Below are 24,422 nucleotides of genomic sequence, written 5' to 3'. Positions count from 1 at the left end.
GCAATTATCATCGCGCTGATTGCATCCGCAGCGCCGCAATTTCCTTTGTCAGCGCTTCCAGGCGCGCCAGTATATCGGCGTGCTGTTTTTCGATAGAGCTTGGCTCCATGCCTTCTACATAGAATGTTCCGCTTGGCTCCAGTTCACAGAGACCTACCTGATGAAATGCCGTGAAGCCCTGCTTATGGACGGCTTCCAGCAATTCCTCATGCGTGAGCGATTCATGCTGCATGGCCTTTTGATCGATTTGCCCGTTACGCACCAGCACGGTGGAATGGCCCTGCAATACCCGCGTAAGGCGCGGTGAACTGAATAAGAAGCGGGCGACAAGCCAGTTGATGCCCAGCAGGCCGAGTGCGCCGAGGATGCCCCCGGTGACCGAGTTATCGTCGCCGATGATGGCGTTCTGCACAGTGTTGGAGAGTGAAAGAAGTACGACGAGGTCGAAGGGGTTTAGCTGCGCCAGTTCGCGTTTGCCGAAGATACGCAGCAGGATCACAAGGACCAGGTAAACGACGACGGGACGCAGCAGCTTCTCGATGATCGGAAGCTGCAAGTGGAACATGTCATTCAAAATGGTGTGCAGCATGGCATGAGGATAGCCTAAGAGGTACGCTTCTCCAGCCTTAGCGCCACGTCCACGGTTTTGGTGTCGTCATTCACGATCAGCGTGTATTTGCAGTTGACCGATTGGAAGAGTTTGAACAGCCGTGGGTCGGCATGGGTGTTTGTGGCGTCGATTGCGTAGTAAGAAAACAGCGCACTTTCATTAAAGATAGCCCCGGCCGGGAGCTTCCACGCGGCCAGCATCATGGCGCGAATCTCATCCGACACATTCTCGACGCTGATTTTGCCCATCTTGTACACCTCTCCCGGCTCGGCGGCTAAGGCGTAGCTCACCGTGTGCTGCGCGTGGTCGAGCGTGGCTGTCGGCGTGATGCGCGCCCGCGCGTAACCGCGGTTGTGATACTGCCGCTCGATGAAATGCCAGTTCCAGGCAATGTGCTCGGCATCGGCAGGGTCGCCAGGATGCACGTGCGACTGCTTGTCGAAGTCCGCCTGGCTGACCAGCATATCCGGCGCAAGCTGGATGGATGTGACCTTATAGAGCGTGCCGGGATCAAGCGAATACCGGAAGGAAACCTGTACGCTATCGGGCGCGATGCTCAGATTTGGCTGCTTTGTGGCGTCTGCCTTCACGTCAAGATAACCCATGCCCTGGTAAATTTCGCGGAGATCCTTTGCGATGCCGGCTGCGGAGTCTTCTGTGCTGAAGGGTTTGCTGGTAAGAGATGCGAGAACCTCCTGAGCTTTCGGCGTGAGCTGTGGAGCGGCGCCCGGCAGTATCTCTCCAATGAGGATCTGCGGCGTGGAAACGTGGAAGGCGATGGCGCTGGCCTCACGAGCACCCAGGGTACTGTATGGCGCGGAGGTGATTGTTGCCTTGATGCCGATGGCGGCGAGCTGCTCTACAAGGACCGCCTGCACGCCGTCCAGCAGCGTTCCCTCCGTAGGAACCTTGCCGTGATAAAGCGGGAGTTTCGCGCGGATCTTCGCGTCGAGATCGGGGCCGGGCGTGAGCGGCATGTTGTCCAGCCGCACGGAATAGAGCTGCGCGGCGGGCTTGAGCTGAAAGACCAGGTCCTGCCCGTTGAAGGTAAATTTGACGCCATCAAAAAGGCCGGTCTGCGAGAGCGCGTTCATGCGTTGCTGCATATCGTCGGAAGAGAGCGTCTGGCCTGCTTTGAGACCGGCGGCAGAGAGCAGTTCATCGTTCGAGTAATCCGGCGCGCCCTGGAACTGGATGGTTTTGGGCGTGAATTTTTGCGCGGATACGTGCAGGGCAACGCAGGCAGCGGCGAAAGCCACAAAAAAAGCGGAAATTGGTAGTCGCATGACGCGCTCAAGGCTAGCAAACCTGCGCGGCTTGCTCAAGTGAATCCTGCGCCTGTCGCGCGCGTGACATCTGAGTTGATATTCTCGGGTGTTCGCTGGGAGGATTTTCAAAAATGCGTGAGGCAGTGATTGTTTCGGCGGTGCGTACGCCGGTAGGTAAGTTTCAAGGCTCGTTGTCGGGTTTTACAGCGCCTAAGCTGGGTGCGCTTGTGGTGCGCGAGGCGGTGCGTCGTTCCGGTTTCGGTGTTACGGAAATTGACGAGTGCATTATGGGCTGCGTGCTGCAGGCCGGGTTGGGGCAGAATCCCGCGCGGCAGGCGGCGATTTATGGTGGGCTGGCCCCTGAATCAGCCGCGCTGACGGTGAACCAGGTCTGTGGGTCCGGCCTGCGTGCAGCGGCGCTGGCAGCGCAGGCCATTGCCCTGGGCGATGCGGAGGTGGTGGTTGCAGGAGGCATGGAGTCCATGACGAATGTGCCGTATCTCTTGCCGCAGGCTCGGAGCGGTTACCGTCTGGGAAATGGCACGCTGGTAGACGCGATGATTCACGATGGGCTGTGGGAGGCGTATCGCGGCTTTCACATGGGTGTTGGCGCGGAGATGATTGCGGAGAAGTATGGCATTACGCGCGAGGAGCAGGATGCTTTTGCGGCGGAGTCGCATCGCAGGGCGGCTGCGGCGACGCGGGGTGAGGTTTTTGCCGAGGAGATGATGCCGGTGGAGATTCCAGCGGCGAAGAAGGGCGAACCTGCGCGGGTTTTTGCGATGGATGAGGGGATCCGGCCGGATACGACGGTGGAGACGCTGGCGAAGCTGAAGCCGGCCTTTAAGGAAGGCGGCACGGTGACGGCTGGCAATGCGCCGGGCGTGAGCGACGGCGCGGCTGCTGTGGTGATTACCAGCGCGCATCTGGCGCGGGAGCGCAATCTGAAGCCGCTTGGCGTGATTCGTGCGCATTGCACGGCGGGCAGGGAGCCGGAGTGGTTTGGCTTGGCTCCGATTGATGCCGTGCGCAAGGTGGCGAAGCGCGCGGGGTGGGAGTTGGATTCCATCGACCGCTTTGAACTGAATGAGGCTTTTGCGGTACAGGCGATGGCCGTGAACCGGGAGCTTGGCCTCGATACTGCAAGGGTGAATGTGCATGGTGGGTCGGTGGCGGTGGGGCACCCGATTGGGTCTAGCGGGGCGCGGCTGCTGGTGCGGCTGCTGGCGGATTTGAAGGAGTGTGGTGGGAAGCGCGGGATTGTAGCGCTTTGCCTGGGTGGGGGGAATGCTGTGGCTATGGCTGTGGAAGCTGTTTAGTCGCAGACTAACGCGGCGTCGGAGAAATCAAGCGGTGCGTTGGCTTCTGCAAGTTCTTCGTTAGTCGCGCTGGGATTGGCCTGTGCTTCGAAGAACGCATCCACCTGATCGAGAATTGCTCTGGATGTTTTGGCTTGATAGATAGAGGCGCGCAGTTTCGCTCCGCCGGGGACGCCGTGTGTGAACCATGCAGCGAACTGCTTCATTTTGCCTGCGGCTTCACGGATTGCATTCTCCGGCTTCTCGGAAATGTCGTACATTTCTCCGCCGGCCATCAGCATGTGGAAATAGGCGCGGATTATATGGTGGCGATCGGCGGAGGTGGGCTTGTCGTATGCGCCGGTTGCCGTGAATTGCGCGATCTGGCGGAAGATCCAGGGATTGGCTGGTGCGCCGCGGCCGATCATGACGCCGTCGCAGCCGGTTTGCGCGATCATGGCGGCAGCGTCTTCAGGCGTGCGGACGTCGCCGTTACCGATGACGGGGATTTTTACGGCCTGCTTGACGGCGGCGATCCACTCCCAGCGGGCGTAGCCGGTGTAGGACTGCTCGCGGGTGCGGGCGTGGAGAGCTAGAGCGTTGAGGCCCTCGCTTTCGGCTATCTTTGCCAGCTCTACGCAGACGATGTTTTCGTCGTTCCAGCCGAGGCGGAACTTGACGGTGAAGGGAATTGAGACGGACTTGCGGACGGCGCGGAAGATTTCGCCGATCTTGGGCAGATCGCGCAGCAGGCCTGAGCCGCCATTGCAGCCGACGACGCGCTTGGCCGGGCAGCCGAGGTTCAGGTCGACTATGTCGAAGCCGGTGTCCTGACAGATGCGTGCGGCTTCGGCCAGCGTCTGCGGGTTGGAGCCGAAGAGCTGCGCGGAGATGGGGTGCTCGTCGTCAAAGAAGGTGAGGTAGCGCTTGCGCTTGGATTCGCGCATGCGCGAGAGGCCGTCAGCCGAGGTGAACTCGGTCATGAGCAGGCCGCAGCCGGACTGGGTATTCGAGACAGAGGACTCTACGTTTTCACTCGAATCCGGCCCAGGGCCAGAAAAAAGGCTGGCGTGGCGCATGAAGCGGCGGAAGATGGTGTCGGTGACGCCGGCCATGGGAGCCAGAACCGTGGCTGGGCGCACCTCGACCGGGCCGATTTTCATCTCGGCTGGAACCGGCATGGAGCCGGTGCGCTCGGTGGGCTGCTCCCACTCCTTCTTCACGGTGAAACCTCGTCCTGCCATGAAATACTCCGACTTAACTCGGCAGTTCTGGAACTTCAAATATGAACGGCTTGCCACGGGAATCCGGGTCCCATCCGGCGGCTATGGCCTGCTGGATATGGGCTTCGACCTTCTTCTCGTGAATCGGCACGCGCATGGTATCGGTACGGGTCAGGCCATTCTTATTCTGCGTCGGGGCCAGGGGATATTCCAGATAAAGGTCGCGGCGCGCAGGCGTCTCATTCCGAACATGAATCGCGACCGCGTGCCAGTCATCCAGCCCGTTCGTGTGCTGCTCGCGGTGCAGGCGCCAGATCAGGCGGAAGCCATCGATCTCTGTCTTTGCTCCGAGTTGGCGCTTGGGGTGCGGCATAGTGATTTTTCAGTCAGGTTAAGCAACGACTCAACACTATTAGGCCCCCGCCGTGGCGGAGGCCTGTTTGGCACAAATCCTGCCGTTTCAGTGGCTTACTTGGCGGGCTCGGCTTTCGCGTACTTGCGGCGGAAGCGCTCCACACGGCCGGCTGTATCGACCAGGCGCTGCTTGCCGGTGAAGAACGGGTGGCAGACCGAGCAGATTTCCACGTGAATGTCGCCCTTGTGGGTCGAACGGGTCTCAAAGTTGCTTCCGCAGGCGCAGAGTACGCGCACAGCGTCATATGGGGGGTGAATCTTTTCCTTAGGCATCGCTGAAACAGACCTTTCCTGCAATCTACGTTATTATACTGCGATTTTTGTTTGCGGGCAATGATGTTTACCCTTCCCAAAGCCGATTCGTGGGCCTAGAATTTCAGCCGAAAAATTCATGACAGTCTACAAGCTGCCGAATGAATTGGGGAGGCATGTATGTCCGCTGGAACCTTCTTCCGTTTTGGGCTATTGCTATCCGGTGTGATCCTTGCATTCGGTGTTGTGCAGGCGTCATCCGCGCAGGAAATTACTCCTCACGTTAAGCAGATCTACAAGCAAGACTGTGCGCTGTGTCATGGCGATACCGGCAACGGTAAATCTGAGGTGGCGACCAGCATGAATCTGGTGCTGCTCGATTACACCGACGCCAAATCGCTTGCAGGCAAATCCGATCAGGAGCTTTTTGACGCCATCCGCAAGGGCAGGGGAGACAAGATGCCGCCTGAGGATGAGGTTCGCGCCAAGGACGCGGAAGTTCGAGGCCTGGTTGCGTATGTGCGCAGCCTGTCGAAAGGGCAATCCGGAACCCAGACGGCGGCGGCTCCTGCGGCAGCGCCCCCGAGCAAGCACTAAATAGCTATTTTGCCAGCGCTTTGGCGATCGCCGCGTCTGCCAGTGGTGACATGATGGCGTAGCCCGCCGGGAGCGGGTGGACGCCGTCCTTGCTTAGCTCCGGCGGAAGGCCGTTTTGCGCGTCCTTCATAGCTGAGTGGTAATCGACATACAGGTAGCCCTGGCTGGTGGCGTAGCTTTTGATCCAGGTATTGATGGCGAGGATTTTGTCTGCGGTATCTTGTACATTTGGCGCCCAGCCGATGTGGCTGGCCGGCAGAACGGAGCAGAGCACGACACGGATGCCGTTAGCGGCGGCGAGCTGAGCCATCGACTGGATGTTTCCTTCGGTCTGCTCCGCCGTCATGGGACCGGTATTACCTGCCACATCGTTCGTTCCGGCCAGAATGATTACGACCTTCGGCTTCAGCTCCAGCACATCCTGGCGGAAGCGCAACAGTATCTGTGGCGAGGTCTGGCCGCTTATGCCCCGGTTGATGTACGGCTTGCCGGAGAACGATTGGTCGAGATGCCAGCTTTCGGTGATGGAGTCGCCCATGAAGACGACGCGCTTGTCGTCCGGCTGGGCTGGCGGCAGTTGCGCGTTGGCATCCTTGTAGCGCGCAAGCCAGCCGAAGTCGGTGAGCAGTTGTTTCTCGCGGACGTTTCTGTATCCGTCCAGGCCTTGTGTCTGGGCGCCTTGGGACTGGGCTGGAGCTGCCGGCGTTGTGATCTGCGCGCCAAGCTCGGACGCCGTGGTTATAAGCGCTGCTGTCATCGTCAACACTGTGAGCAGTTTCACCTCAGTCAGATCCTCAATTCGGCCATACCTTTTGCGGGTTTGATTTTACGCTGTCCGGCGCTATTTCCACATTGCGTACGCTGCTTGCACATCGGCTTGCCCGCGTGTTGTGCGTTAGGCTTGGTAGAGAGCTATGAGCAATCTATGCCCCATCTGCGGTGGCGTTGGTCTTGTGCGCGTCGTCGCAGAGGATGGGCGCTGGGTCTCTCGCGAATGCCAATGCCAGGAGCTTGAGCGCGAGGAGCGGCGGCTGACTTCCGCGCGCATTCCTGAGCGCTATCGCCACTGCACGCTGGATACCTTTGAGACGCGTTTTTCCGGCGCGGATGCCACGCTTGGCGCGGCGCTGATGACGGCGCGCAAGTTTGCAGACGGCTACCCTGCTGAGACCGCTGGACGTGGGCTGCTCTTTGCCGGCTGCATTGGCGTGGGAAAGACACATCTTGCCGCGGGCATTCTGCATCGGTTGGCGCGGGAGCGCGGTGTGCGCGGCCTTTTCTGTGATTATCGCGAGCTGCTGAAAAATATCCAGCACAGCTACAACCCGCAGGTGGCTGCGACGGAGATGGATTTTTTGCGCCCAGTTTTTAAGGCGGAGGTGCTTGTGCTCGACGACCTGGGCGCGCAGAAGCCGAATGAGTGGTCGTGGGATATTGTGGCGCTGATCCTGAATACGCGCTACAACGATAAGCTTTCGACGATTGTGACTACTAATTACTCTGACCTGCCTGCCGGTGGCGGGGATGTGAGCGATGCGCAACGTGCGGGGCGTGAGCCTACGCTTGGAGATCGGATCGGGGATCGCATGCGGTCGCGGTTGGCGGAGATGTGCGTGCGGGTGACTATGACGGGGAATGATTTTCGGCAGTCGGTGAAGCGGGCCAGGTTTGGTTAAGGTGTGCCGTCAGTCATCGGACTCTACCCACCGTGCGTCACATGCCTCACAATGCCAGGCTGCTTGCTGTGGCGGCACCGGAATCGACACCAGGTAGAGCGCCAAAAGAGACCGCCCATTCTCTGTCCCGCTGCCCAGCGTGATTTCAGCCGATCCGCACTTGGGGCAAGTTGGCTGTACGTAGACTTGCTCCTCGCCATACGTGATTGTGTCTGGAGCCGCTTCGTCCAGAATCTCCCGTGCTGTCGCTTCGTCGCGCTCGTCAACTTGTAATCGCAAACCGCCGACCATATTGGAGTAGAACCAATCCATCCGGACCAGATTCTCATCCGCTATCCAGGCTGGAATTCCCGCCGATTCGAGCAGCGAACGTCCCGCGTATGCCTCGGCCAGATCTCGATAACGCCGCACCGTGATGAGGTGACGGAACTCCCATTGCTTTGGCTCTTCCACCAGTGGCGGCTCAAGCGCGCGCCGTGCAAATTCCGCACGCAACGCTGCTTGTGCCACTTCCAGCAGACCATCGTAGGAGCGGGCCAGCTCCATCAGTTCCGGCTCACTCATTTGCGCATACTGAGCCGCCAGATCTTCAGGGGTGGGTGTCATGCACTGAAAGCCTAACAGGAATAGTGAGCGTCATGGGTGGGGCACCCGATTCTGTTTCGGGACACGCAGAGATCAGTACATCAGCTTTGTTGAGAGATAGGTGTACATTGCGGCGTCGGTGCGGGCGCGCTGCTTGTTGTCCGCGCCGGCGCCGTGGCCGCCTTCTGTGATTTCAAAGTAGTGGAACGGCTCGCCGAATTCCTCCATACGCGCGGCAAATTTACGCGCATGCACCGGTCCCACGCGGTCGTCCTTGGTGGTGGTAAAGATCAGCGGCTCGGGATAGTTCACGTCTTTGCGAAGCTGGTTGTAAGGCGAGATGGATGCGAGGAACTTTCGCTCTTCCGGTACGGAGACGGAGCCGTATTCGCCTACCCAGGAAGCGCCGGCGGAGAGATGTTCGAAGGCGAGCATATCGAGCAATGGAACAGAGATGATGACGGCCTTCCACATCTCAGGATGTTGCGTGAACTCGACGCCCATGAGCAGGCCGCCGTTGGAGCCGCCTTCGATGCCGAGCCGCGAGGACGATGTGATTTTGCGTGTCGTCAGATCCTGCGCTACGGCGTAAAAGTCGTCGTAGATGCGTTGGCGGTGGGTTTTCAGGCCGGCGTCATGCCACGCGGGGCCAAACTCGCCGCCGCCGCGGATGTTTGCCAGCACGTAGATGCCGCCGCGTTCGAGCCAGAGCTTGCCGGTGGTTGGACTGTAGCCGGGTGTTTGCGATACCTGAAAGCCACCGTAGGCCGTGAGCAGCGTGGGGTTCTGGCCGTCGAACTTCATATCTTTTGGCCCGACGACGAAGTAGGGAACCCTGGTGCCGTCTTTCGATGTGGCTTCATACTGATGAACGGCAAAATTTGACGCGTCAAACTGCGGCTTCTCGGATTTGATCTCCTTGAGCGAGCCGTCGGCTGCATTGCCCAGCCAGAGCGAAGGAGGATTGAGGAAGCCGTTGAGCGAGAGAAAGAAACGCTCTTCCGTGGGGCTGGCCCATGTCACCGCCACTGTCTGATTGTCCGGAATGGGAAGCGCTTTGCGGCTCCACTGGCCGCTTTTGCCGGGCGAATAAATATAGGCGCGGCCCTGCACATTGTTCAGCGTGGTCAGCAGCAGATGGTTCCTGGTGGTGCGGACTGCCTGCGTGAATTCGCGCTCGGTCGGAGTGAAGATGGCGGTTGGCTTGAGGTGCTCGGGATCGGCTTTGGCCGCGTCGTAATCGATGGAGAGCACAGAACCCTGCGGATAGCGCGTGGTCTGGCCGGCCGGGGTCCAGTCCTCCTGCAGCGCAACGATGAAGTGGTTGGCGAGAAAGCCGGTGATGCCGGATTTGGGCGGAAGCGCGAGCTTGCGCGGACCGCTGGGCGACAGAAGAAAAGAGGTGTGCTCGAAGGTTGAGGCGCTTTGCTCGAGAATCACGGCAACGTGATCTTCGCCGTCGCGCAGCACGGTTGCGTGGTCGCCGTAGCCATTGTCTGTTACTTCGCCGCGAAAGATTTCCTTGGCGCTTTCGAGCGGCGTGCCGCGCTTCCACTCGCGTACCGTGATGGGATAGCCGGCCTGGCTCATGGTTCCAGGACCCCAGTCGCGTGAGATCAGCAACGTGTCTTTGTCGAGCCAGGTGACGGATTGCTTGCCGCGCGGGAGCACGAAACCGTTCTCGACGAAGCTATCGGTTTTCAGGCTGAACTCGCGCACCGTCACTGCGTCCTCACCACCGGCCGAGAGGCTCGCCAGGCAGGTATCTTCTTCCGGGCGGAGGCAGTTCAATCCGCGGCCCACCCAGCTCTGCTTTTCCGCCGCTCCGAGAGCGTCATAGTCCAGCACCGTCTCCCAGTGCGGTTCGGCGGTCAGATAATCCGCGAGCGTGGTGCGGCGCACGATGCCGCGCACGTGGCTCGCATCGTTCCACGAGTTATAAATTGTTCCATGCATGAAGGAAGGAAACGCGATGCGGTCGGGTGAGTCGAGAACCGTGAGCGCTTTGGCTTCGAGCGCGGCAAAGTGCGGGTCGCTGTTGAGCCATGTCTCGGTTTTGGCATTCTCGGCGTTCACCCAGGCCATTGACTTTGCGCCGTGAATCTCTTCGAGCCACGTGTAGTTGTCGGGCTGCTCGGCAGTTGCGGGAGTGGACTGGCAGGATGCACGGTGCGCCGCGCCTGCGGCGAGCACAACGATTGAGGCAGTAAGCGCTGCGCGCATTGTCTTTGCGGCAATTTTCATGGCAGATTCTCCATCCCGGTTTTTGCGATCAGAATTTGCCGCATTGGCGCTTGCGTTTCCCTGCGTCTTTTTATCCTGACTGCGAAGAAAATTCATTATTGCAGACGGATATTGACAGTGTTGGTGCGGAAGAGAGTTCTAAAAGCAAAATGGGCACGCCGAAGCGTGCCCATCTGAGTTCGATTTATGCGGCGATCAGAACAGCCAGATGCTGACCAGCGTGGCGGCCATAGCTGCCGCGGCCACTGCCTGATAGATCAGGTCTTCACTCCTGCGGCCGCGCAGGATGCGTGCCGCAATACCGGGATTAGGGGAGGGCTGCATCGGGCGTCCTGCCTTTCTTCGCCCTGCGGGCGAGGCTAATCACTGACTCACAAATTCGAGCTTCCCGCAGATGGTGTTCCCAGTGGCGTTAGCGTTTCCGCTTGCTTGATTTATTGGATGCAAAAACTTCTCCTTCGGACTAAAACACACTGGAACGCAATCAGTTGCGGTGAACCTTTTGCGGCACCTGTTGCTGTATCAGGTTTCGTTGCGGTTTCGTATTTCTCGGCTGCTTCCCTTATCGTCCCGTGCGGTCAATTCTTCTGTGAAAATTCTGATCTTGTGTTGCTGAGACGTTGTCTTTGGTAATGGGAGTAAAATTGACGCGTGAGCACGGGACCGCAACTTATCCGCACCGCCGAAGCGCAGGAACGCAACTGGCTGCCTCTGGCTATTGCTGCCGCAGTTGTCGTTGCCGTGGCCGCCATCGCGGTCTTCGCCGTGGAACATGGCCGCTCCAAGCCGACAGTTGCGCCGATTAATGCTGCGGCCGATCCCTACGCCGCGAATCTGCCCATCACGAATCTGGCTCTGAGCGAATCCGCCAACCTGGCCGGTGGCAAGGTGACCTACGTGGATGGTCATATTGCGAACAAGGGAAGTCAGACCGTGACCGGAATCTCCGTCCAGGTGCTCTTCCGCGATCCGGCTCACGAGGTGGCGCAGAATGAGACCCAGCCGCTTAAGGTCATCCGCACCCGCGAGCCGTATGTCGATTTGCAGTCTGTGGCAGATGCGCCGCTCAAACCCGGCGACGAGCGCGACTTCCGCCTGATCTTCGACCCTGTCACACAGGGCTGGGATGGAGCCTACCCTGAGCTCCGCATTCTGCGCGTCCAGATCCGCTGATTGCGCCTCCTGCTTAGGCCCGCGATTTCCTCAATTTTGCCTCGTTTCCGGCTGCTTTTGCAGCGTTTCAGGACTTCTTTTTCCGCCATCGCCTTCAAAGTTACAGGGTAGAAGTTACCCTCAGTAGGTAAAAATTACCTTCTTTGTTCTGGGTATTTCCTATCCGGTCCTTAAGCCTCGGCGTTTTCAGTCCTATAACTCCTGTTAATACAATTACTTTCAAAAATATTCTGGCGATAGCGGAGTTTGGCACGACTGTTGCACTACCCAGAAGCGTACTGTCAATAACCGTCCGTGTTGGTTATGCCGCAGGGATGGAAACATACGAGGATAAAGATGACAGGACTTATTTCTAAATATGATAGAAACGCCCTGCGCGGTGCAGTAGCTCTCACCGCGCTTGCGACGGCGCTCGCTTTCCCCACGGGCGCCCAAGCGCAATCCTCCAGCAATTCTCAGGAGGCAGCTCCGGCCGCTGCGCAGCAGCAACAGCAGCCGGACATTAATCAGCAACGTCTCGACAACGCGGACAAGGAAGGCTTCTGGGGTCACATGAATCCCTTTGCCCGCAAGAAGTGGGTCAAGAAACGCCTGGACCCCGTCAACGACAGACTTACCGAGCTCGATCAACTGAATGCCAAGAACGCCGCGGACATTAAAGATGTAGATGCGCGGGCGCAGGCAGGCATTCACCAGGCACAGTCCACAGCGGACACAGCCAACCAGACAGCTACCGCAGCCGGGCAGCAGGCGCAGGCCGCCTCTACTACCGCTCAGGGCGCATCCACACATGTGGACACTCTGAACACGACTGTAAATGGCCTGGATCAGTATAAGCCCGTTACCGAGACTGAGGTTAAGTTCAAGGGCGGCGTACCAACGCTTTCGGCAGATGCTAAAAGCAAGCTCGATGACGTGATCCAGAGCGTGAACGGACGCAAGGGTTACATCATCGACATTGAAGCTCAATCGCCAATACACGGCTCTGCAGGCATTCAGAACTCTCAGAAGTTTGCGCAGGCAGTGAACCGTTATCTAGTGGAACACAACATTCCCGTCTACCGTCTGCATGCCGTTGCGCTTGGCAATGCCAAGAATGAGGACAGCGATGAGCCTGTTCGTACAAGCATGGTGCGCATCCGGTTGATGGAAAACAGTTTGGCGGCCCAGGATGCTGCATCACCCCAGGGTGTTGCTTCCTCGTCAGGTGCGGAGCGGCCCTAAACCGCTCAGCCACGCCCCCGAGGCTATTACCGCGCCTTCGGCTCACCCCCGCCGACGGCCGCCAAAAAAGCTCTCGCAAGAGAGAACCAAGGCAACTTGGCCCCCGCCAAAAACGGGGGCCGTTTTTTTTCTATTTCCAGGCTATTGCTTTGCTCTCGCCTCATCATCCAGAACTTCAAGTAACTTTTCCGCATTAAAAATAGATATGCGACCTGATTTGTCCCATACGACTATTTTTGTCGTATAGGAAAGAGTGAGCTGCAAGCTGGTCAGGGACGTTCTGCCGGCGGCGTAGCGATGATACAGATTTTCAGGATCTGATCTTAGCGCAATGCCTGTTATGACACTTCAGCGCATCCGGTTCTGCTTCCATAAAAAGTCCCCTGGTGGGGTTCGGTGCACTGCGCAATCCGGCCCCTTTTTTGCGCTCGAAAAATTGGAAGGTGAAGATCAGGGCGTATCCATATAGACACGGTAGTGGCGAAAGCCATTTTTCTCAGCCTTTTCCAAGATCGTGAATCGCATCGCGGAATGCTCCTCTCACACGGGTATACATCCGCCACCCCAATGCGCTATTCTGACCCTTACGCAGATGATCTTTTCCCGCGAATACATTGGTTATCTAGGCCGCCGCGCGGTCAAACACCTCATCGATGCCAAGTTGATCACCACGAGCAACTTGCACACGACGGAGGAGCGCGTCACAGCAGCTCTCATTGATGAAATGTCGCTTGAAGACCGCATTCATGATGAGGTGCGCGTGATTCTCGAGGCCTACTCTGACGAGATGCGGAAGTCCGGCGCGCAGTATGCAGAGATGTTCAAGAAGGTCAAAAACGAGCTGGCGCGCAAGTACAAGGCGGTGCTGTAATGCGCATCAGTCGAGACAAGCTCAATAAGCTGGCGCACACCATTGCTGACACTCTCGCGGATATGAATGAGGTCGGCTTTAACGAGGATCGCAACACCATCCGCCAGGAAGCACGTAAGGCGCTCGAAAATCTGCTGAATGAAGAAGCAAAGATAGACGCCGCTGCCCGCACCAAAATCTCCAACCAGCGCAAGATCATCCTCGAAGGCTCGCAGGAGTGGGAGATCCTCTACCGCAAGTATTACAACGACGAAGTAAAACGACTTGGAATTTGAGGATGACGCGCCGAATCCGTGCAGGTGAATCGCATTCAGCCCGTTGGCTTAGAGCCCGATTTTTGCCGCATTCAATGAATGGCGCAATAGCCTTCCCACTCGATGGCGACGATGGCGACGAGGCAGTGCAGGCCGCGATGGAAAAAGAGCGACAAGTCGCTGTAGCCAACGAATCGCTCCCTGGTACTCAAGTACGCTTCCTGCTCCAACGACACGAACGGTCGATTCTGCTTCAGAGTCGTCGCCGGCAATCGGATTCGCCATTCCGAGACGGTACTTGCCGATACGCTGCTCGGGCTTGAACACCCCGCCGCTACAATGGAGTGCAAATGATCCGCACAGCACGCACTCTCTCAATCGCCCTTGCTCTTTTGGCCGGAACCGCAGCCGCATGCGCTGCCCAAACCACCGCCCAGCAAGCCGACGCGCCGTTTACCCTCGCGCCCCTCGGCCATGGCATCTCCGCCGCCATCGACAACCCCGCCGCTAAAACCGCCAGCTCAGGCTCGAATGCCGGCTTTCTCATCGGCTCCAACGCTGTCGCTGTCGTCGACACCTTCGAAAGCCAGGCCGCGGCACAAAAAATGCTTGAAGTCATCCAACAGCAGACCAAACTCCCCATCCGCTACGTCATCAATACCCACTATCACCTCGACCACGTCGCCGGAAACCAGGTCTTTGTCGGCGCGGGCGCCATCGTCCTGGCCCAGCAAAATGTTCGCGCCTGGGAGCGCACCGAAAACCTCAAGTTCTTCCTCCCCAACATCACTCCACAGCAGCGCGCCTTCGTCGAAACTCTTGCCCTGCCCGACGTCACCTATACCCACGACACCACCATCTACCTCGGCGACCACCGCAGCCTGCTGCTCCGCGTCATGCCCGGCCATACCGGCGGCGACACCGTCGTCTACGACTCCGAAGCCAATGTCGTTTTCTGCGGCGATCTCTTCTGGAACCACACCCTCCCCAACCTCATCGACGCCTCCACCAAACCCTGGATTGAAACACTCGACACCCTGCTCGCCGACTACCCCACAGCCACCTTTGTTCCTGGCCACGGCGACCACCCTGGCACCGCCGCCGATGTTCGCGCCTTCCGCGACTACCTCGCCTTCCTCCGCCAGAGCATCGCTCAAAGCCAATCCCACGGTGACAGCAGCGCAGCCGTCCTCAACACCGTCCTTCCCCAGCTCAAAGCCAGATACGGCACCTGGGCCTTCTTCGACTTCGCGACACCCGATATTCAGCGCACGGACGAAGAACTCCGCGGCACCAAGAGGATCCCCCAGCCCGTCACCCCCTAGAGGATGTCAGGAACTTTCACTTGAGTATCTGTTCGAGGTTTCGCAGCATGAGGGTGGCGAAGGCGAGTAACAGAGAAGAAAATCGCAGCTATCTGCCCAATAGACAAGGTTCACTTCTATTCCACTTTAAGGGCGGCCCAGAGGTCGTTTTCGACTCGATCTCTGGCGAACATCGAGCAGGGAAAAGAGAATCTCCGAGTGAAACTTATGCCGCAGTTCTGCAGAGGCCGTGGGCACAATTGAGACCTCTGCTTGCTTTGCCTGCTCTCGATCCTTCACCGCAGAAGTTCGGGAAAGCGCCTCTTCCGAAGGTCATCAGCGTCCAGATCGTCTGCGCGTTGTCCGGCATTCTACCAAGAAGGTAGGCGCGCAGCTCACTCGGCTCCGTTTCATCGCCTTTCACCGCACCTCGATCATGAGGTCTTTCTTATCATCGCTTTCTTGTCTCCGCGACTGTCATACGATCTCGCAGCCGCTGCCGTGCCAGAAATACGCGCGGCAGCAGTGTATTCGCCGAGATTCCGAGTCGTTATTCTCATGCCGTCTTGCCATGCCCAGTCTTGGTCAGTTCTCCTCAACTGTGAGATGTTCAGCCATCTGGCACTCTGATATAATAGTTATGCTTGTGCTTTTTTGGGAACGGGTCCCTATGACTCTGCTGCACCGAACTTGCTTAGCCATTTTTTTCACCTGTTCCTTGCTCTCCGTGGGGGCCTCCGAACCCGGCCCTGCATCTGGACAGGCCGCAACCTGTCAGGCCGCAGAGAACTGCCCCAAAGCACCTTTTCAGGACATCACTGGCACAATCCTCATCAAGAAGAAGCTCACCAAACCGAGCGTCACCTCGTCAGTTTCCATTTATCAGCGCGGCACCGCGGTAGAACTGGGCAAGGACGCCCGCCAGGACCCGCTCGACTACGAGCGCTCCCGCGTCGTTATCTATCTGGAAGGCCCCGGCCTTCCCGCCACCGCCACCGCGACCTCCGCTACCTTCTCCATGCAGCAACTCAACCGCCAATTCACGCCGGACCTTCTCGTCGTCCCGGTCGGCTCAGCAGTTGCCTTCCCCAACATGGACCCCATCTTCCACAACATCTTCTCGCTCTCCAAGCCGAAGACGTTCGATCTTGGAAACTACGACAAAGGCGAATCCCGCAGTGTCACCTTCACCAAACCCGGTGTCGTCTATGTCTACTGTCATCTGCATCCCAACATGGAAGGCACCATCGTGGTTACTCCCAACCGTTGGTTTGTTCGTTCGGACCCCTCCGGCCAGTTCCGCATCCCCAACGTTCCTCCCGGGCAGTACACCGTCGTCGCCTGGCACAAGGCCGCCGGCTTCTTCCGCAAGAGCGTCGTGGTCGAATCAGGACATAGCCCCACCGTCGAATTCTTTATTCCCATCGACGATGTTCCGCAGCAGAAAGGCGCGATGAACATGCAGGGCGAGTCGATGAACGGCATGGAAGGCAGGTAACCGTGCGTCTTCAAACCCGGACCTTTCTCGTCTGCTTCGTCCCGTTTGCGCTCCTGCTCACGGTCGGCTTCTGGATGATCCAGAGGTTAGTGCAGTCTGCCGTGGGCGATGGCGTACGCGCCACCCTGCGCGATAATCAGTTCGCAATCGCCCGCCTCCATTCCAAGAGCGACCTGCAGAACAGCCGGTTTCTCAGGGTCGTAAGCGAAAACGCCGCGCTCAAGAGCGGCATCCAACTGCTTGTCTCCGAATCGCACAGCCCGGCGGCGCGCAGAACCGTCGAAGACCAGTTGCGCGAGCTGGGCGAGCTCATGGGCTTCGACTTTCTGCTCGTCTCCGCTCCCGACGGAACCCCACTGGCAGCGGTCGTCCGCGAGCCCTCGCGTGACGCCGATGGAGCCAGCCAGCTCGTGCCTGTGGATACCACGGCTCTCGAGTCCAATCGGAAAGGTCTCCTGCTCATCGGCGGGCGCGCGTTTCAGGTCGCTTCCGTTCCCGTCGATCAGGACCAGGAGAACATCGGTGTGCTCTCCGTGGGCGAGTTTTTTGACTTCTCCGAGTTCACCACTCCCGCCGTCCTGCTCCACAACGGCGTGGTCATCAACTCCAACATCTCCAGCATCCCCTACGTCGAGATCGGCGCCGCTCTGCGCAACTGCCCCGCGCAGTCCGAGTGCGACATCCGCCTGCGCGGGGCCAATTGGGTTTCGCTTCCCATGCAGAGCGGCTCAATGGGCGAAGGCTATCAGTTGCGCAGTCTGCAGAACATGGATGCGGCTATCGCTCCCGTTCAAACCATCCTGCACGATCTTTTTCTCGCCGTGGATATCGGCTGCGTGGTGGTTGCGCTCCTCTGCAGTCTCATCTCATCGCGCTCCATCGTGCGGCCCATCGCTGGACTGGTCTCCCACCTCCGCAACTCTGAACACACCGGCGTACTCCCGGAGTTCGAAAGCAATCACTCTTCGATCTTTGAAATTCGGCAACTGGTCGAAAACTACAACCATGCCGCCGTCGCAGTCCGCGCCGCCCGCGACAGCCTGCATGACGCCTACGTCGAGTTCGTCGGCTCCCTAGCCAACGCGCTCGACGCTCGCGATCACTACACCGCAGGCCACAGCATGCGCGTCAGCGAGCTCTCTTCCGCAACCGCAGCCGCCATGCAACTCGACCGTGAACACATCGAACGCATCCGTGTTGGAGCGCTCCTCCACGACATCGGCAAGATCGGTATCGCGGACGCCATCCTGCAGAAAACCGGGCGGCTCACCGACGAGGAGTTCGCCATCGTCAAGAAACACCCGGTGATCGGGCGCCAGATCCTCGAAGGCGTCGGTGGCCTTACCCCATTCCTCGATGCTGTTGAACTTCACCACGAGAACTGGGATGGCAGTGGCTATCCCAAAGGCCAGTCGGGCGAGCAGACGCCCGTCGACGCGCGCATCATCCACGTCTCCGATGCCTACGACGCCATGACAACGAACCGCTCTTACCGTCGCGGGCTCACCCATCGGCGCGCCATCGAAATCCTGCACGAGTACGCCGGAATACAGTTCGACCCTCGCATCGTCGAGGTGTTCGCTCAACTGCCGCTCCACAATGCCGCCGCACAACGCGAAGCCGAGCCCGAGACTTCGCCGGCCACACAAGCTGCCCTCGAACCCGCGCCCGTCCCTGGCTTCGAAGCCTGGGAGGCAATTTGAAGCCAACCGCTCTCCTGATCGCGCTGCTCGCGTGGATCCCGTCAACCGTTGCCCAGGCGCAGGAGGCCGATGCCGGCGTCGATCTGCGCGCGACCCTCAGTGGCCAGTTCGCCGCATCCAGCGTATTTACGCAGCCGTCTGTCGCCGAAGCGCCCGCCAGCGCAGGCTTCCGCGGCGTCTTCTATCCCACCGTCAAGTTCAGCGACCGATGGGCAATCACCGCAGCCTGGCAGCTCTACACGCGTCCATATTTCTTCGAAAGCTTCTCCGAAACCGACCGCGGAGCCAGCGGCAACATCCTCCAGGCTTCGCTCAACTACTCGCGTGTCTCGACCAAAGGTTCGCTGTTAGTCCGTGTGGGCGAGCTCTCCACCGCCTTCGGCTCCTTCCTGCTGCGCTACGACGACGCCGACAACCCGCTCGCCAACGTTCCCCTCCCCTACGGCTACTATTCCCTCTCCTACGGCTCCTCTTATTACGCCGCTGTCTCCAGCCTCGCCGTGGCCGGAGCGCAGATTGATGCCACCCGCGGCAAGTTCGATGGGCGCGCCCAGTTCGCCAACTCCTCTCCTGCAAATCCTCGCAGCATCTTCGACCACGACCAGTACGGCAACTGGGCCGGCGGCGGTGGATACACCATCCGGCAAGGCCTGCGGATTGGCGTCTCCGGCTATCGCGGTCCCTACCTCGACCGCCAATCCCCCTTCTTCCGTCCTGGCGAGGCGAACCCCAGCAGGCTCCCTGCTCATGCCCTCGGCGTCGATTCCGAGTGGGGCCACGGACACTGGAACATCCAGGGCGAATTTCAGAGGTTCGTTCTGCCGTACACCACCATGCCCACCATTCGCGAAGACGCCGGCTACATTGAGGCTCGCCGCACCCTCGGTCCCCGCTGGTACGCCGCCGCCCGCACCGGCTACTCAAGCGCCAACCAGAGCGGCAACACCGAGCGCTTCGAGTTTGCCACGGGATTCCGCCCAAACCGCTTCCAACTGCTCAAAGCAGACTATGAGCTCGACCATCGCAGCTCAGGCACACCCACCAACGACAACACCTTCTTCCTCCAGTACGTCACCACCTTCCACCTCTCCCACGCCAGCCCTCACTAGAGCGGCTCTTCTGTAGCAGTAGAGGAGGACGATGCATGGTCAAATCGAAGCAATATTGGTTCTGTCCACAGCAATGGTGACGGTCAACTTCTGAAGTTGACGGGGTAGAATATTGCAGATATCCGATACTGGTTACAATTGTCAGAGAAAGTAGCGATGACCCTCCCTCAAAATATGGGCTCTCCCCAGCCTCCCGACGACGAGGTCGTACAATATGTGGCGGATTCCTCTCCACTATTCCGGGCCATCGTAGATGGTGCCACCGACGCGATCTTCATCAAGGATTGTGACGGGCGGTTTCTGCTTTTCAATCGAGCTGCTGCGCAATTTGCCGAGCGTCCCAGCGAAGGGGGGCTCGGGAAAAAAGCCAGCGATCTGTTCGGAGAAGAAGCCGGGGAGAGAATCAGAAAGATTGAGCTCGAGGTGATAGAGAAGGGTGTCGCCTCAACGGTGGAGGAGACGCTCGACAGAGCCGGAACGATACGCACTTTCCTGACCACCCGCAGTCCCTACAGAGATGAACAGGGAAAGATCATCGGCTTGATCGGCATCGCACGCGATATTACCGAGAAGAAACGGATTGAAGAGGAGTTGCGTCAGAGCCAGCTACGATGGCGTTTCGCGCTGGAAAGCACGGGCGACGGCATATGGGATTGGGACATGAAGACCGGGAAGGTCTACTACTCCCGCCAGTGGAAGGCGATGCTGGGCTATACCAAAGAGGAGATTGGCGACACAACAGCGGAGTGGTTCGATCGATTGCCTATCGACGATCTGGCCCTCTGCCAGGAGGCAATCGGCAATCACTTGCAGGGAAAGACCGAAGATTTCGTCATAGAGTACCGCATGCTAGCTAAAGATGGCTCGTTGCGATGGATACTGGCTCGCGGTAAAGTCGTCGAGCGCGCCCAGGATGGTACTCCGCTAAGAACCATTGGCACAAATACGGATATTACCCAACGGAAGACGGCAGAGCATGAGCTTTACCTGGAACGGGAGCGCCTCGGGCTGGCCGCGGAAGCGCTTCATCTCGGGGTGTGGGATTACAATTTCGCCGCGAATACCATCCTTTGTGACGCACGCTGGTATGAAATCTACGGTGTTGATCCCACTTCAGTCGTTACCATGGAGACGTTCAATGCTCGACTGCATCCCGATGACGTAGACTGGGTTGCTCGGGAGCGCGTGACGACTCTCGCGAAACGAGAGAGAATTCATCGCATGGAGTTCCGCATCATCACTCCTGCCGGCGAGACGCGGAGGATTTTATCCGCAGCGCGTATGCTGGAAGCCGATGAGCGTACACCCAATCGATTCGTAGGCATCGTCATGGATGTCACGGAGAGCCGCCTGGCCGAAGAGACGCTCCAGAACAGCTATGAGGCATTGCGCCAGGCGGAAAAGCTGGCGAAGGTCGGCAATTGGACACTCGATCTCAAGACCTCCCGCCTCACGACCTCTGACATGCTCAATGAGATGAATGGAGTGGGGCCGGACGATCCTCCGCTGACGGTCGATCGTCTCCGGAATCTGCTTCCGCCCGAGAGCCTGGAAAAGATGCACAGCGGATTCGAGCGATGCGCCGCAGACGGTACACCCTTCGACGTTGAAACGGAGCATTGGCGAATCGATGGTACGAGCTACTTCGCTCGTCTCAGAGGCCGGGCAAACCTGGATGCATCGGGCAAAGTCATTAGCGTATCTGGAACGCTTCAGGACATTACCGAAGAAAGGCAGGCTGCGGAGATTCTCGAACAGGCGAGAGATGCCGCCGAAGCCGCCGAACACGCCAAGAGCGATTTTCTGGCCATGATGAGCCATGAGATCCGTACCCCAATGAATACCGTTCTCGGCATGACTAGGCTGGCGCTGCAGACCGATCTTGCGCCGAGGCAGAGAAACTATCTCGACAAGATCAATACCGCGGCGAACGCACTGATCTCCATCATTAACGATGTTTTGGACTTCTCCAAAATTGAAGCCGGAAAGCTCGACATTGAAGAAACCGAGTTCACGTTGGAATCCGTGCTTGAATCGACCGCCTCTGTGACCGCATTGAAGGCGGAGGAGAAAGGCCTGGAGATCGTTTATGAGGTCGCGCAGGATGTGCCGGGGCGCCTTGTGGGCGATTCCCTCCGACTCGGCCAGGTACTTATCAATCTCGTGAACAATGCAGTGAAGTTCACTGAACGGGGAGAAGTCGTCGTATCGATCGGTCGGGCTCCGCAGAGCAGAACGAATGCGGCGACGCTGCAGTTCGCCGTCCGCGACACCGGCATCGGTCTCGATCCCAGCCAGATCGCAGGCCTGTTCCGTGCTTTTTCTCAAGCCGATCGAAATACCTCACGTAAATACGGCGGTACCGGCCTGGGCCTGGCCATCTGCAAGCAACTCGTCGAACGCATGGGCGGGACTATCTGGGTTACAAGTGAGCCCGATAAGGGAAGCACCTTTTTCTTTACGATCGAAGTGAGGTTGCCAGCGATTCCTGACGCGCATCGTATGACACCCAAGCGGGCGAACTTAAAAGGGAAGCGAGTACTGATTGTCGATGATAATCCCAGCGCCTGTGACATTCTCTCGCAGATGGTGCGTAATTTCGGCATGGATGTCGAAGCGGTCGATTCAGGAGCATCGGCGCTGACGAATCTAAAGCTGGCTTCTTCACAGCGTCGGCCCTTTGAGCTAGTCCTGATGGACTGGCGAATGCCCGGGATGGACGGTCTCGATGCCGCACAGCGAATCAAGGCCGACATGAATTTGCGGGAGATCCCGGCAGTATTAATGGTTACCGCTTATGGTCGTGAGGAGGTTCTGCGAAAGTCCGAGCAGTTTGGTCTTCAAGGAGTGCTCATAAAGCCGGTAACCGAATCTGTCATGTTCAATACCATCATCGACATTCTCGATCCCACGCCCATGAATAAACAAGGCGAAACCATCGCATCGCAAGGCAGTATGTGGTCCGGCATCGATTCGCACGCGCCGTCGTCGCAGGAAGAGTGGATCAAAAGCTTGAACCGTCGCCGCGTATTAGTGGTCGATGATAATGCGCTGAACCGTGAAGTTGTCAGTGACTTTCTGATGCTGGCCGGAGTGGAAGTCGGGACTGCATCCAATGGAATAGAGGCGTTGAAGCAACTGGAAGACGGCGACTATGAGGCCGTGCTTATGGATGTGCATATGCCAGTAATGGACGGTCTAACTGCAGTGCGGGAGATTCGGAAAGAGGAACGTTGGTCGAAGTTGCCGATAGTCGCTCTAACCGCCCAAGCACGGCTCGAGGATCGCGAGGCGAGTCTTGCAGCCGGGATGAACGCGCACCTGACAAAGCCTATCGATGAGATGGATCTCTATCGAACACTTTTGCAGTTGTTGCCCCAAACACCCGCGCCGATGACCGGTGACGATAGTTCCAGGCAATCCGATGGGGAAGATGCCGAAGATTCCGGTGCGGGCGGAGACCTGATCTCTCTCGATCTTTCGGCTGCGCTCGCCAGACTCGGCAATAATCCTGAGCGGCTATCTCGACTGTTGCAGGGATTCGTTCGCGATTTCAATGCCGCTCCCGCGCAATTGGTTGCGGATCATCTTGGTGGCCATCTCGAGGGCGTCGCCTCGCTCGCCCATGCTGTCAAGGGAGCGGCTTCCTATCTCGATGCGCATGATCTTTGCACATCGGCCGATGAACTGGAGCAGGCAGCGCGGAAACTCGACCAGGATGCGGTGAACAAGCAAGTGCCGATCTTCCGTCATCATCTGGAAGCGCTCCTCAGAAAAGTGAATGATCTGATTTCACCAGCAGCCAGCGGAGCACCTACTACCAATGCCGTGGACATTCCTATGGTGTTGAGTCTCGTAGCAACGGTAGAGCCGTTGGTAGCCAGCGGCGACTATGCTGCGCAATTCCTTTTAGAACAGATCGGTGCTCGTCTCAACGGGACTTCAGCATCTGCTTTGGCAGAGGCGATTCGCGTTCATTTTGATGAGCTGGAGTTGGAGCAGGCCATTGTTGCCCTGCAGCGTTTGCGAGACGATCTTGAGAAACATTCATCGGGTGGAGCGTTATCCCTGTGAGCGAAATCGGTCCGTTGCCAACCGTGCTGATCGTCGATGATGACCGGATCAATCGTACGATGCTGGCCGAACTCTTACAAAGAGAATGCCGTGTCCTTCTTGCAAAGGATGGAACCTCCGCGCTCCAAAGACTTAACGAAGAACCCGACATTGATCTTATCCTGCTGGATGTCTCCATGCCGGGAATGGATGGTTACGAAGTGTTGCGGCGTCTGAGGGCTGAGAAGCGGACAGCGGATACCGCCGTTATCTTCATCACCGCTCTCACCGACGAACAGGACGAAGAGCACGGCTTGTCGCTTGGCGTTTTGGATTACGTATTCAAACCGATTCGTCCGGTCATTGTCCATGCTCGAATCAGAAATCATCTGAAGCTAGTAGCTCAACGCAAGGAACTAGAACGATTGGCGACACGAGACAGCTTGACAGGTCTCGCAAACCGTCGTCACTTCGACCAGGTATTAAGCCTTGCGTGCCGTCGTGCCGCGCGGACTGGTGAGCCATTGAATCTCGCTATGATTGACGTCGATTGTTTCAAGCAATACAACGATCGCTATGGGCATGGCGCGGGCGACAACGCCCTAAAGGAAGTGGCGCATGTTCTCTCACAAATTACGCGGCGACCATATGATCTGGCAGCGCGTTACGGAGGAGAGGAATTTGTCCTTCTGTTATCAGGCATAGTGGAATTCGATGTGTTGCTTGAACAACTTCGTCTGGACATACTCTTCCTGGCGATCGCTCACGAAAGTTCAAATGTTGAGAAGGTCATTACCGTAAGTTGTGGAGGAATCATCATCGAAGTCTCAAAAGTTCATGATCCCGTAGAACTGCTCCATCGGGCGGATGTTCTGCTTTATCAGGCAAAGGAGCAAGGGCGTAACCGCATAGTTGTGCAAAGGTCCAACGAATAGAAGGGCCTGCTTGGAGGTGGGGAAGAATCTCCGATTACACAACAGTCCCTGAATATGTCGTGCAATTTCAGTGATTGCTCGCGCAACGCGCCGAGCGCCATCAGCCGCTCCTTCGGAGCAGCCGCATTGTG

At 58.2% G+C, this 24,422-nt stretch carries 22 protein-coding genes; 13 read left to right on the top strand and 9 right to left on the bottom strand.

Going from position 1 to position 24,422, the window contains the following annotated elements; all coding sequences use genetic code 11:
* Positions 1-7: 7 nt before the first annotated feature.
* Positions 8-589: a DUF421 domain-containing protein gene (locus tag ABSG47_RS05320; protein WP_424167355.1), complete on the bottom strand. Its 582-nt coding sequence runs from the start codon at positions 587-589 to the stop codon at positions 8-10.
* A 14-nt stretch (positions 590-603) separates the two neighbouring features.
* Positions 604-1,896, bottom strand: coding sequence for a POTRA domain-containing protein (locus ABSG47_RS05315; RefSeq protein WP_424167353.1), 1,293 nt, complete (start codon positions 1,894-1,896; stop codon positions 604-606).
* 113 nt (positions 1,897-2,009) lie between these two features.
* Here ABSG47_RS05315 and ABSG47_RS05310 point away from each other — a divergent pair, with 113 nt between their 5' ends.
* The gene (locus ABSG47_RS05310) at positions 2,010-3,197 is read left to right on the top strand and encodes a thiolase family protein (protein ID WP_424167351.1); all 1,188 of its coding nucleotides are present in this window, start codon (positions 2,010-2,012) and stop codon (positions 3,195-3,197) included.
* Here ABSG47_RS05310 and dusB read toward each other — a convergent pair.
* From dusB to rpmE, 3 genes are all read right to left on the bottom strand, one after another.
* Positions 3,194-4,420 carry a tRNA dihydrouridine synthase DusB gene (dusB, locus tag ABSG47_RS05305; RefSeq protein WP_424167348.1) on the bottom strand — a complete coding sequence of 409 codons (1,227 nt, stop codon included), beginning with the start codon at positions 4,418-4,420 and terminating at the stop codon, positions 3,194-3,196. The two genes, ABSG47_RS05310 and dusB, sit on opposite strands and share 4 nt — an antisense overlap.
* 13 nt (positions 4,421-4,433) lie before the next feature.
* Positions 4,434-4,772 carry a hypothetical protein gene (locus ABSG47_RS05300; protein ID WP_424167346.1) on the bottom strand — a complete coding sequence of 113 codons (339 nt, stop codon included), beginning with the start codon at positions 4,770-4,772 and terminating at the stop codon, positions 4,434-4,436.
* Between the two features lie 95 nt (positions 4,773-4,867).
* Entirely contained in the window at positions 4,868-5,086 is a 219-nt protein-coding gene (rpmE, locus tag ABSG47_RS05295; protein WP_424167343.1) for a 50S ribosomal protein L31, read from the bottom strand.
* A 159-nt stretch (positions 5,087-5,245) separates the two neighbouring features.
* Between rpmE and ABSG47_RS05290 the strand changes: the two genes are divergently transcribed.
* Entirely contained in the window at positions 5,246-5,662 is a 417-nt protein-coding gene (locus ABSG47_RS05290; protein ID WP_424167340.1) for a c-type cytochrome, read from the top strand.
* A gap of 4 nt (positions 5,663-5,666) precedes the next feature.
* On the opposite strand, the gene ABSG47_RS05285 is transcribed toward ABSG47_RS05290, so the two are convergent.
* Complete coding sequence (locus ABSG47_RS05285; RefSeq protein WP_424167338.1) at positions 5,667-6,443, bottom strand: SGNH/GDSL hydrolase family protein; 777 nt, start codon at positions 6,441-6,443, stop codon at positions 5,667-5,669.
* 133 nt (positions 6,444-6,576) lie between these two features.
* Between ABSG47_RS05285 and ABSG47_RS05280 the strand changes: the two genes are divergently transcribed.
* Complete coding sequence (locus ABSG47_RS05280; RefSeq protein ID WP_424167335.1) at positions 6,577-7,338, top strand: ATP-binding protein; 762 nt, start codon at positions 6,577-6,579, stop codon at positions 7,336-7,338.
* Between the two features lie 9 nt (positions 7,339-7,347).
* Here ABSG47_RS05280 and ABSG47_RS05275 read toward each other — a convergent pair whose 3' ends face one another.
* From ABSG47_RS05275 to ABSG47_RS05265, 3 genes are all read right to left on the bottom strand, one after another.
* Positions 7,348-7,944, bottom strand: coding sequence for a putative signal transducing protein (locus ABSG47_RS05275; RefSeq protein WP_424167332.1), 597 nt, complete (start codon positions 7,942-7,944; stop codon positions 7,348-7,350).
* A 72-nt stretch (positions 7,945-8,016) separates the two neighbouring features.
* A complete protein-coding gene (locus ABSG47_RS05270) occupies positions 8,017-10,167 on the bottom strand; it encodes a prolyl oligopeptidase family serine peptidase (protein ID WP_424167329.1) in 2,151 nt (716 codons plus the stop codon).
* Between the two features lie 195 nt (positions 10,168-10,362).
* Positions 10,363-10,491: a hypothetical protein gene (locus tag ABSG47_RS05265; RefSeq protein WP_424167327.1), complete on the bottom strand. Its 129-nt coding sequence runs from the start codon at positions 10,489-10,491 to the stop codon at positions 10,363-10,365.
* 327 nt (positions 10,492-10,818) lie between these two features.
* Between ABSG47_RS05265 and ABSG47_RS05260 the strand changes: the two genes are divergently transcribed.
* The 10 genes from ABSG47_RS05260 to ABSG47_RS05215 all read left to right on the top strand — a co-directional run bounded on the left by ABSG47_RS05260 (position 10,819) and on the right by ABSG47_RS05215 (position 24,291).
* A complete protein-coding gene (locus ABSG47_RS05260; RefSeq protein ID WP_424167325.1) occupies positions 10,819-11,340 on the top strand; it encodes a DUF2393 family protein in 522 nt (173 codons plus the stop codon).
* A 336-nt stretch (positions 11,341-11,676) separates the two neighbouring features.
* Entirely contained in the window at positions 11,677-12,564 is an 888-nt protein-coding gene (locus ABSG47_RS05255) for an OmpA family protein (RefSeq protein ID WP_424167322.1), read from the top strand.
* Between the two features lie 592 nt (positions 12,565-13,156).
* Positions 13,157-13,435, top strand: coding sequence for a DUF507 family protein (locus ABSG47_RS05250; RefSeq protein ID WP_424167320.1), 279 nt, complete (start codon positions 13,157-13,159; stop codon positions 13,433-13,435).
* Positions 13,435-13,710 carry a DUF507 family protein gene (locus ABSG47_RS05245; RefSeq protein WP_424167317.1) on the top strand — a complete coding sequence of 92 codons (276 nt, stop codon included), beginning with the start codon at positions 13,435-13,437 and terminating at the stop codon, positions 13,708-13,710. Before ABSG47_RS05250 ends, ABSG47_RS05245 begins: the two co-directional genes overlap by 1 nt.
* Before the next feature lie 329 nt (positions 13,711-14,039).
* Complete coding sequence (locus tag ABSG47_RS05240) at positions 14,040-15,014, top strand: MBL fold metallo-hydrolase (protein ID WP_424167314.1); 975 nt, start codon at positions 14,040-14,042, stop codon at positions 15,012-15,014.
* Positions 15,015-15,663: 649 nt separating this feature from the next.
* Positions 15,664-16,491 carry a hypothetical protein gene (locus ABSG47_RS05235; RefSeq protein ID WP_424167311.1) on the top strand — a complete coding sequence of 276 codons (828 nt, stop codon included), beginning with the start codon at positions 15,664-15,666 and terminating at the stop codon, positions 16,489-16,491.
* A 2-nt stretch (positions 16,492-16,493) separates the two neighbouring features.
* Entirely contained in the window at positions 16,494-18,194 is a 1,701-nt protein-coding gene (locus ABSG47_RS05230; RefSeq protein ID WP_424167309.1) for an HD domain-containing phosphohydrolase, read from the top strand.
* The gene (locus tag ABSG47_RS05225) at positions 18,191-19,303 is read left to right on the top strand and encodes a hypothetical protein (protein WP_424167307.1); all 1,113 of its coding nucleotides are present in this window, start codon (positions 18,191-18,193) and stop codon (positions 19,301-19,303) included. The genes ABSG47_RS05230 and ABSG47_RS05225 overlap by 4 nt, the downstream gene beginning before the upstream one ends.
* Before the next feature lie 156 nt (positions 19,304-19,459).
* The gene (locus ABSG47_RS05220) at positions 19,460-23,377 is read left to right on the top strand and encodes a PAS domain S-box protein (protein WP_424167304.1); all 3,918 of its coding nucleotides are present in this window, start codon (positions 19,460-19,462) and stop codon (positions 23,375-23,377) included.
* Positions 23,374-24,291, top strand: a complete 918-nt coding sequence (locus ABSG47_RS05215) for a GGDEF domain-containing protein (RefSeq protein ID WP_424167302.1) — start codon at positions 23,374-23,376, stop codon at positions 24,289-24,291. Before ABSG47_RS05220 ends, ABSG47_RS05215 begins: the two co-directional genes overlap by 4 nt.
* The last annotated feature ends 131 nt before the right edge of the window (positions 24,292-24,422 follow it).

It is taken from the genome of Occallatibacter sp. (assembly GCF_049510455.1).
Taxonomy (GTDB): domain Bacteria; phylum Acidobacteriota; class Terriglobia; order Terriglobales; family Acidobacteriaceae; genus Telmatobacter.
This window is presented reverse-complemented; position numbering and strand designations above follow the sequence as displayed.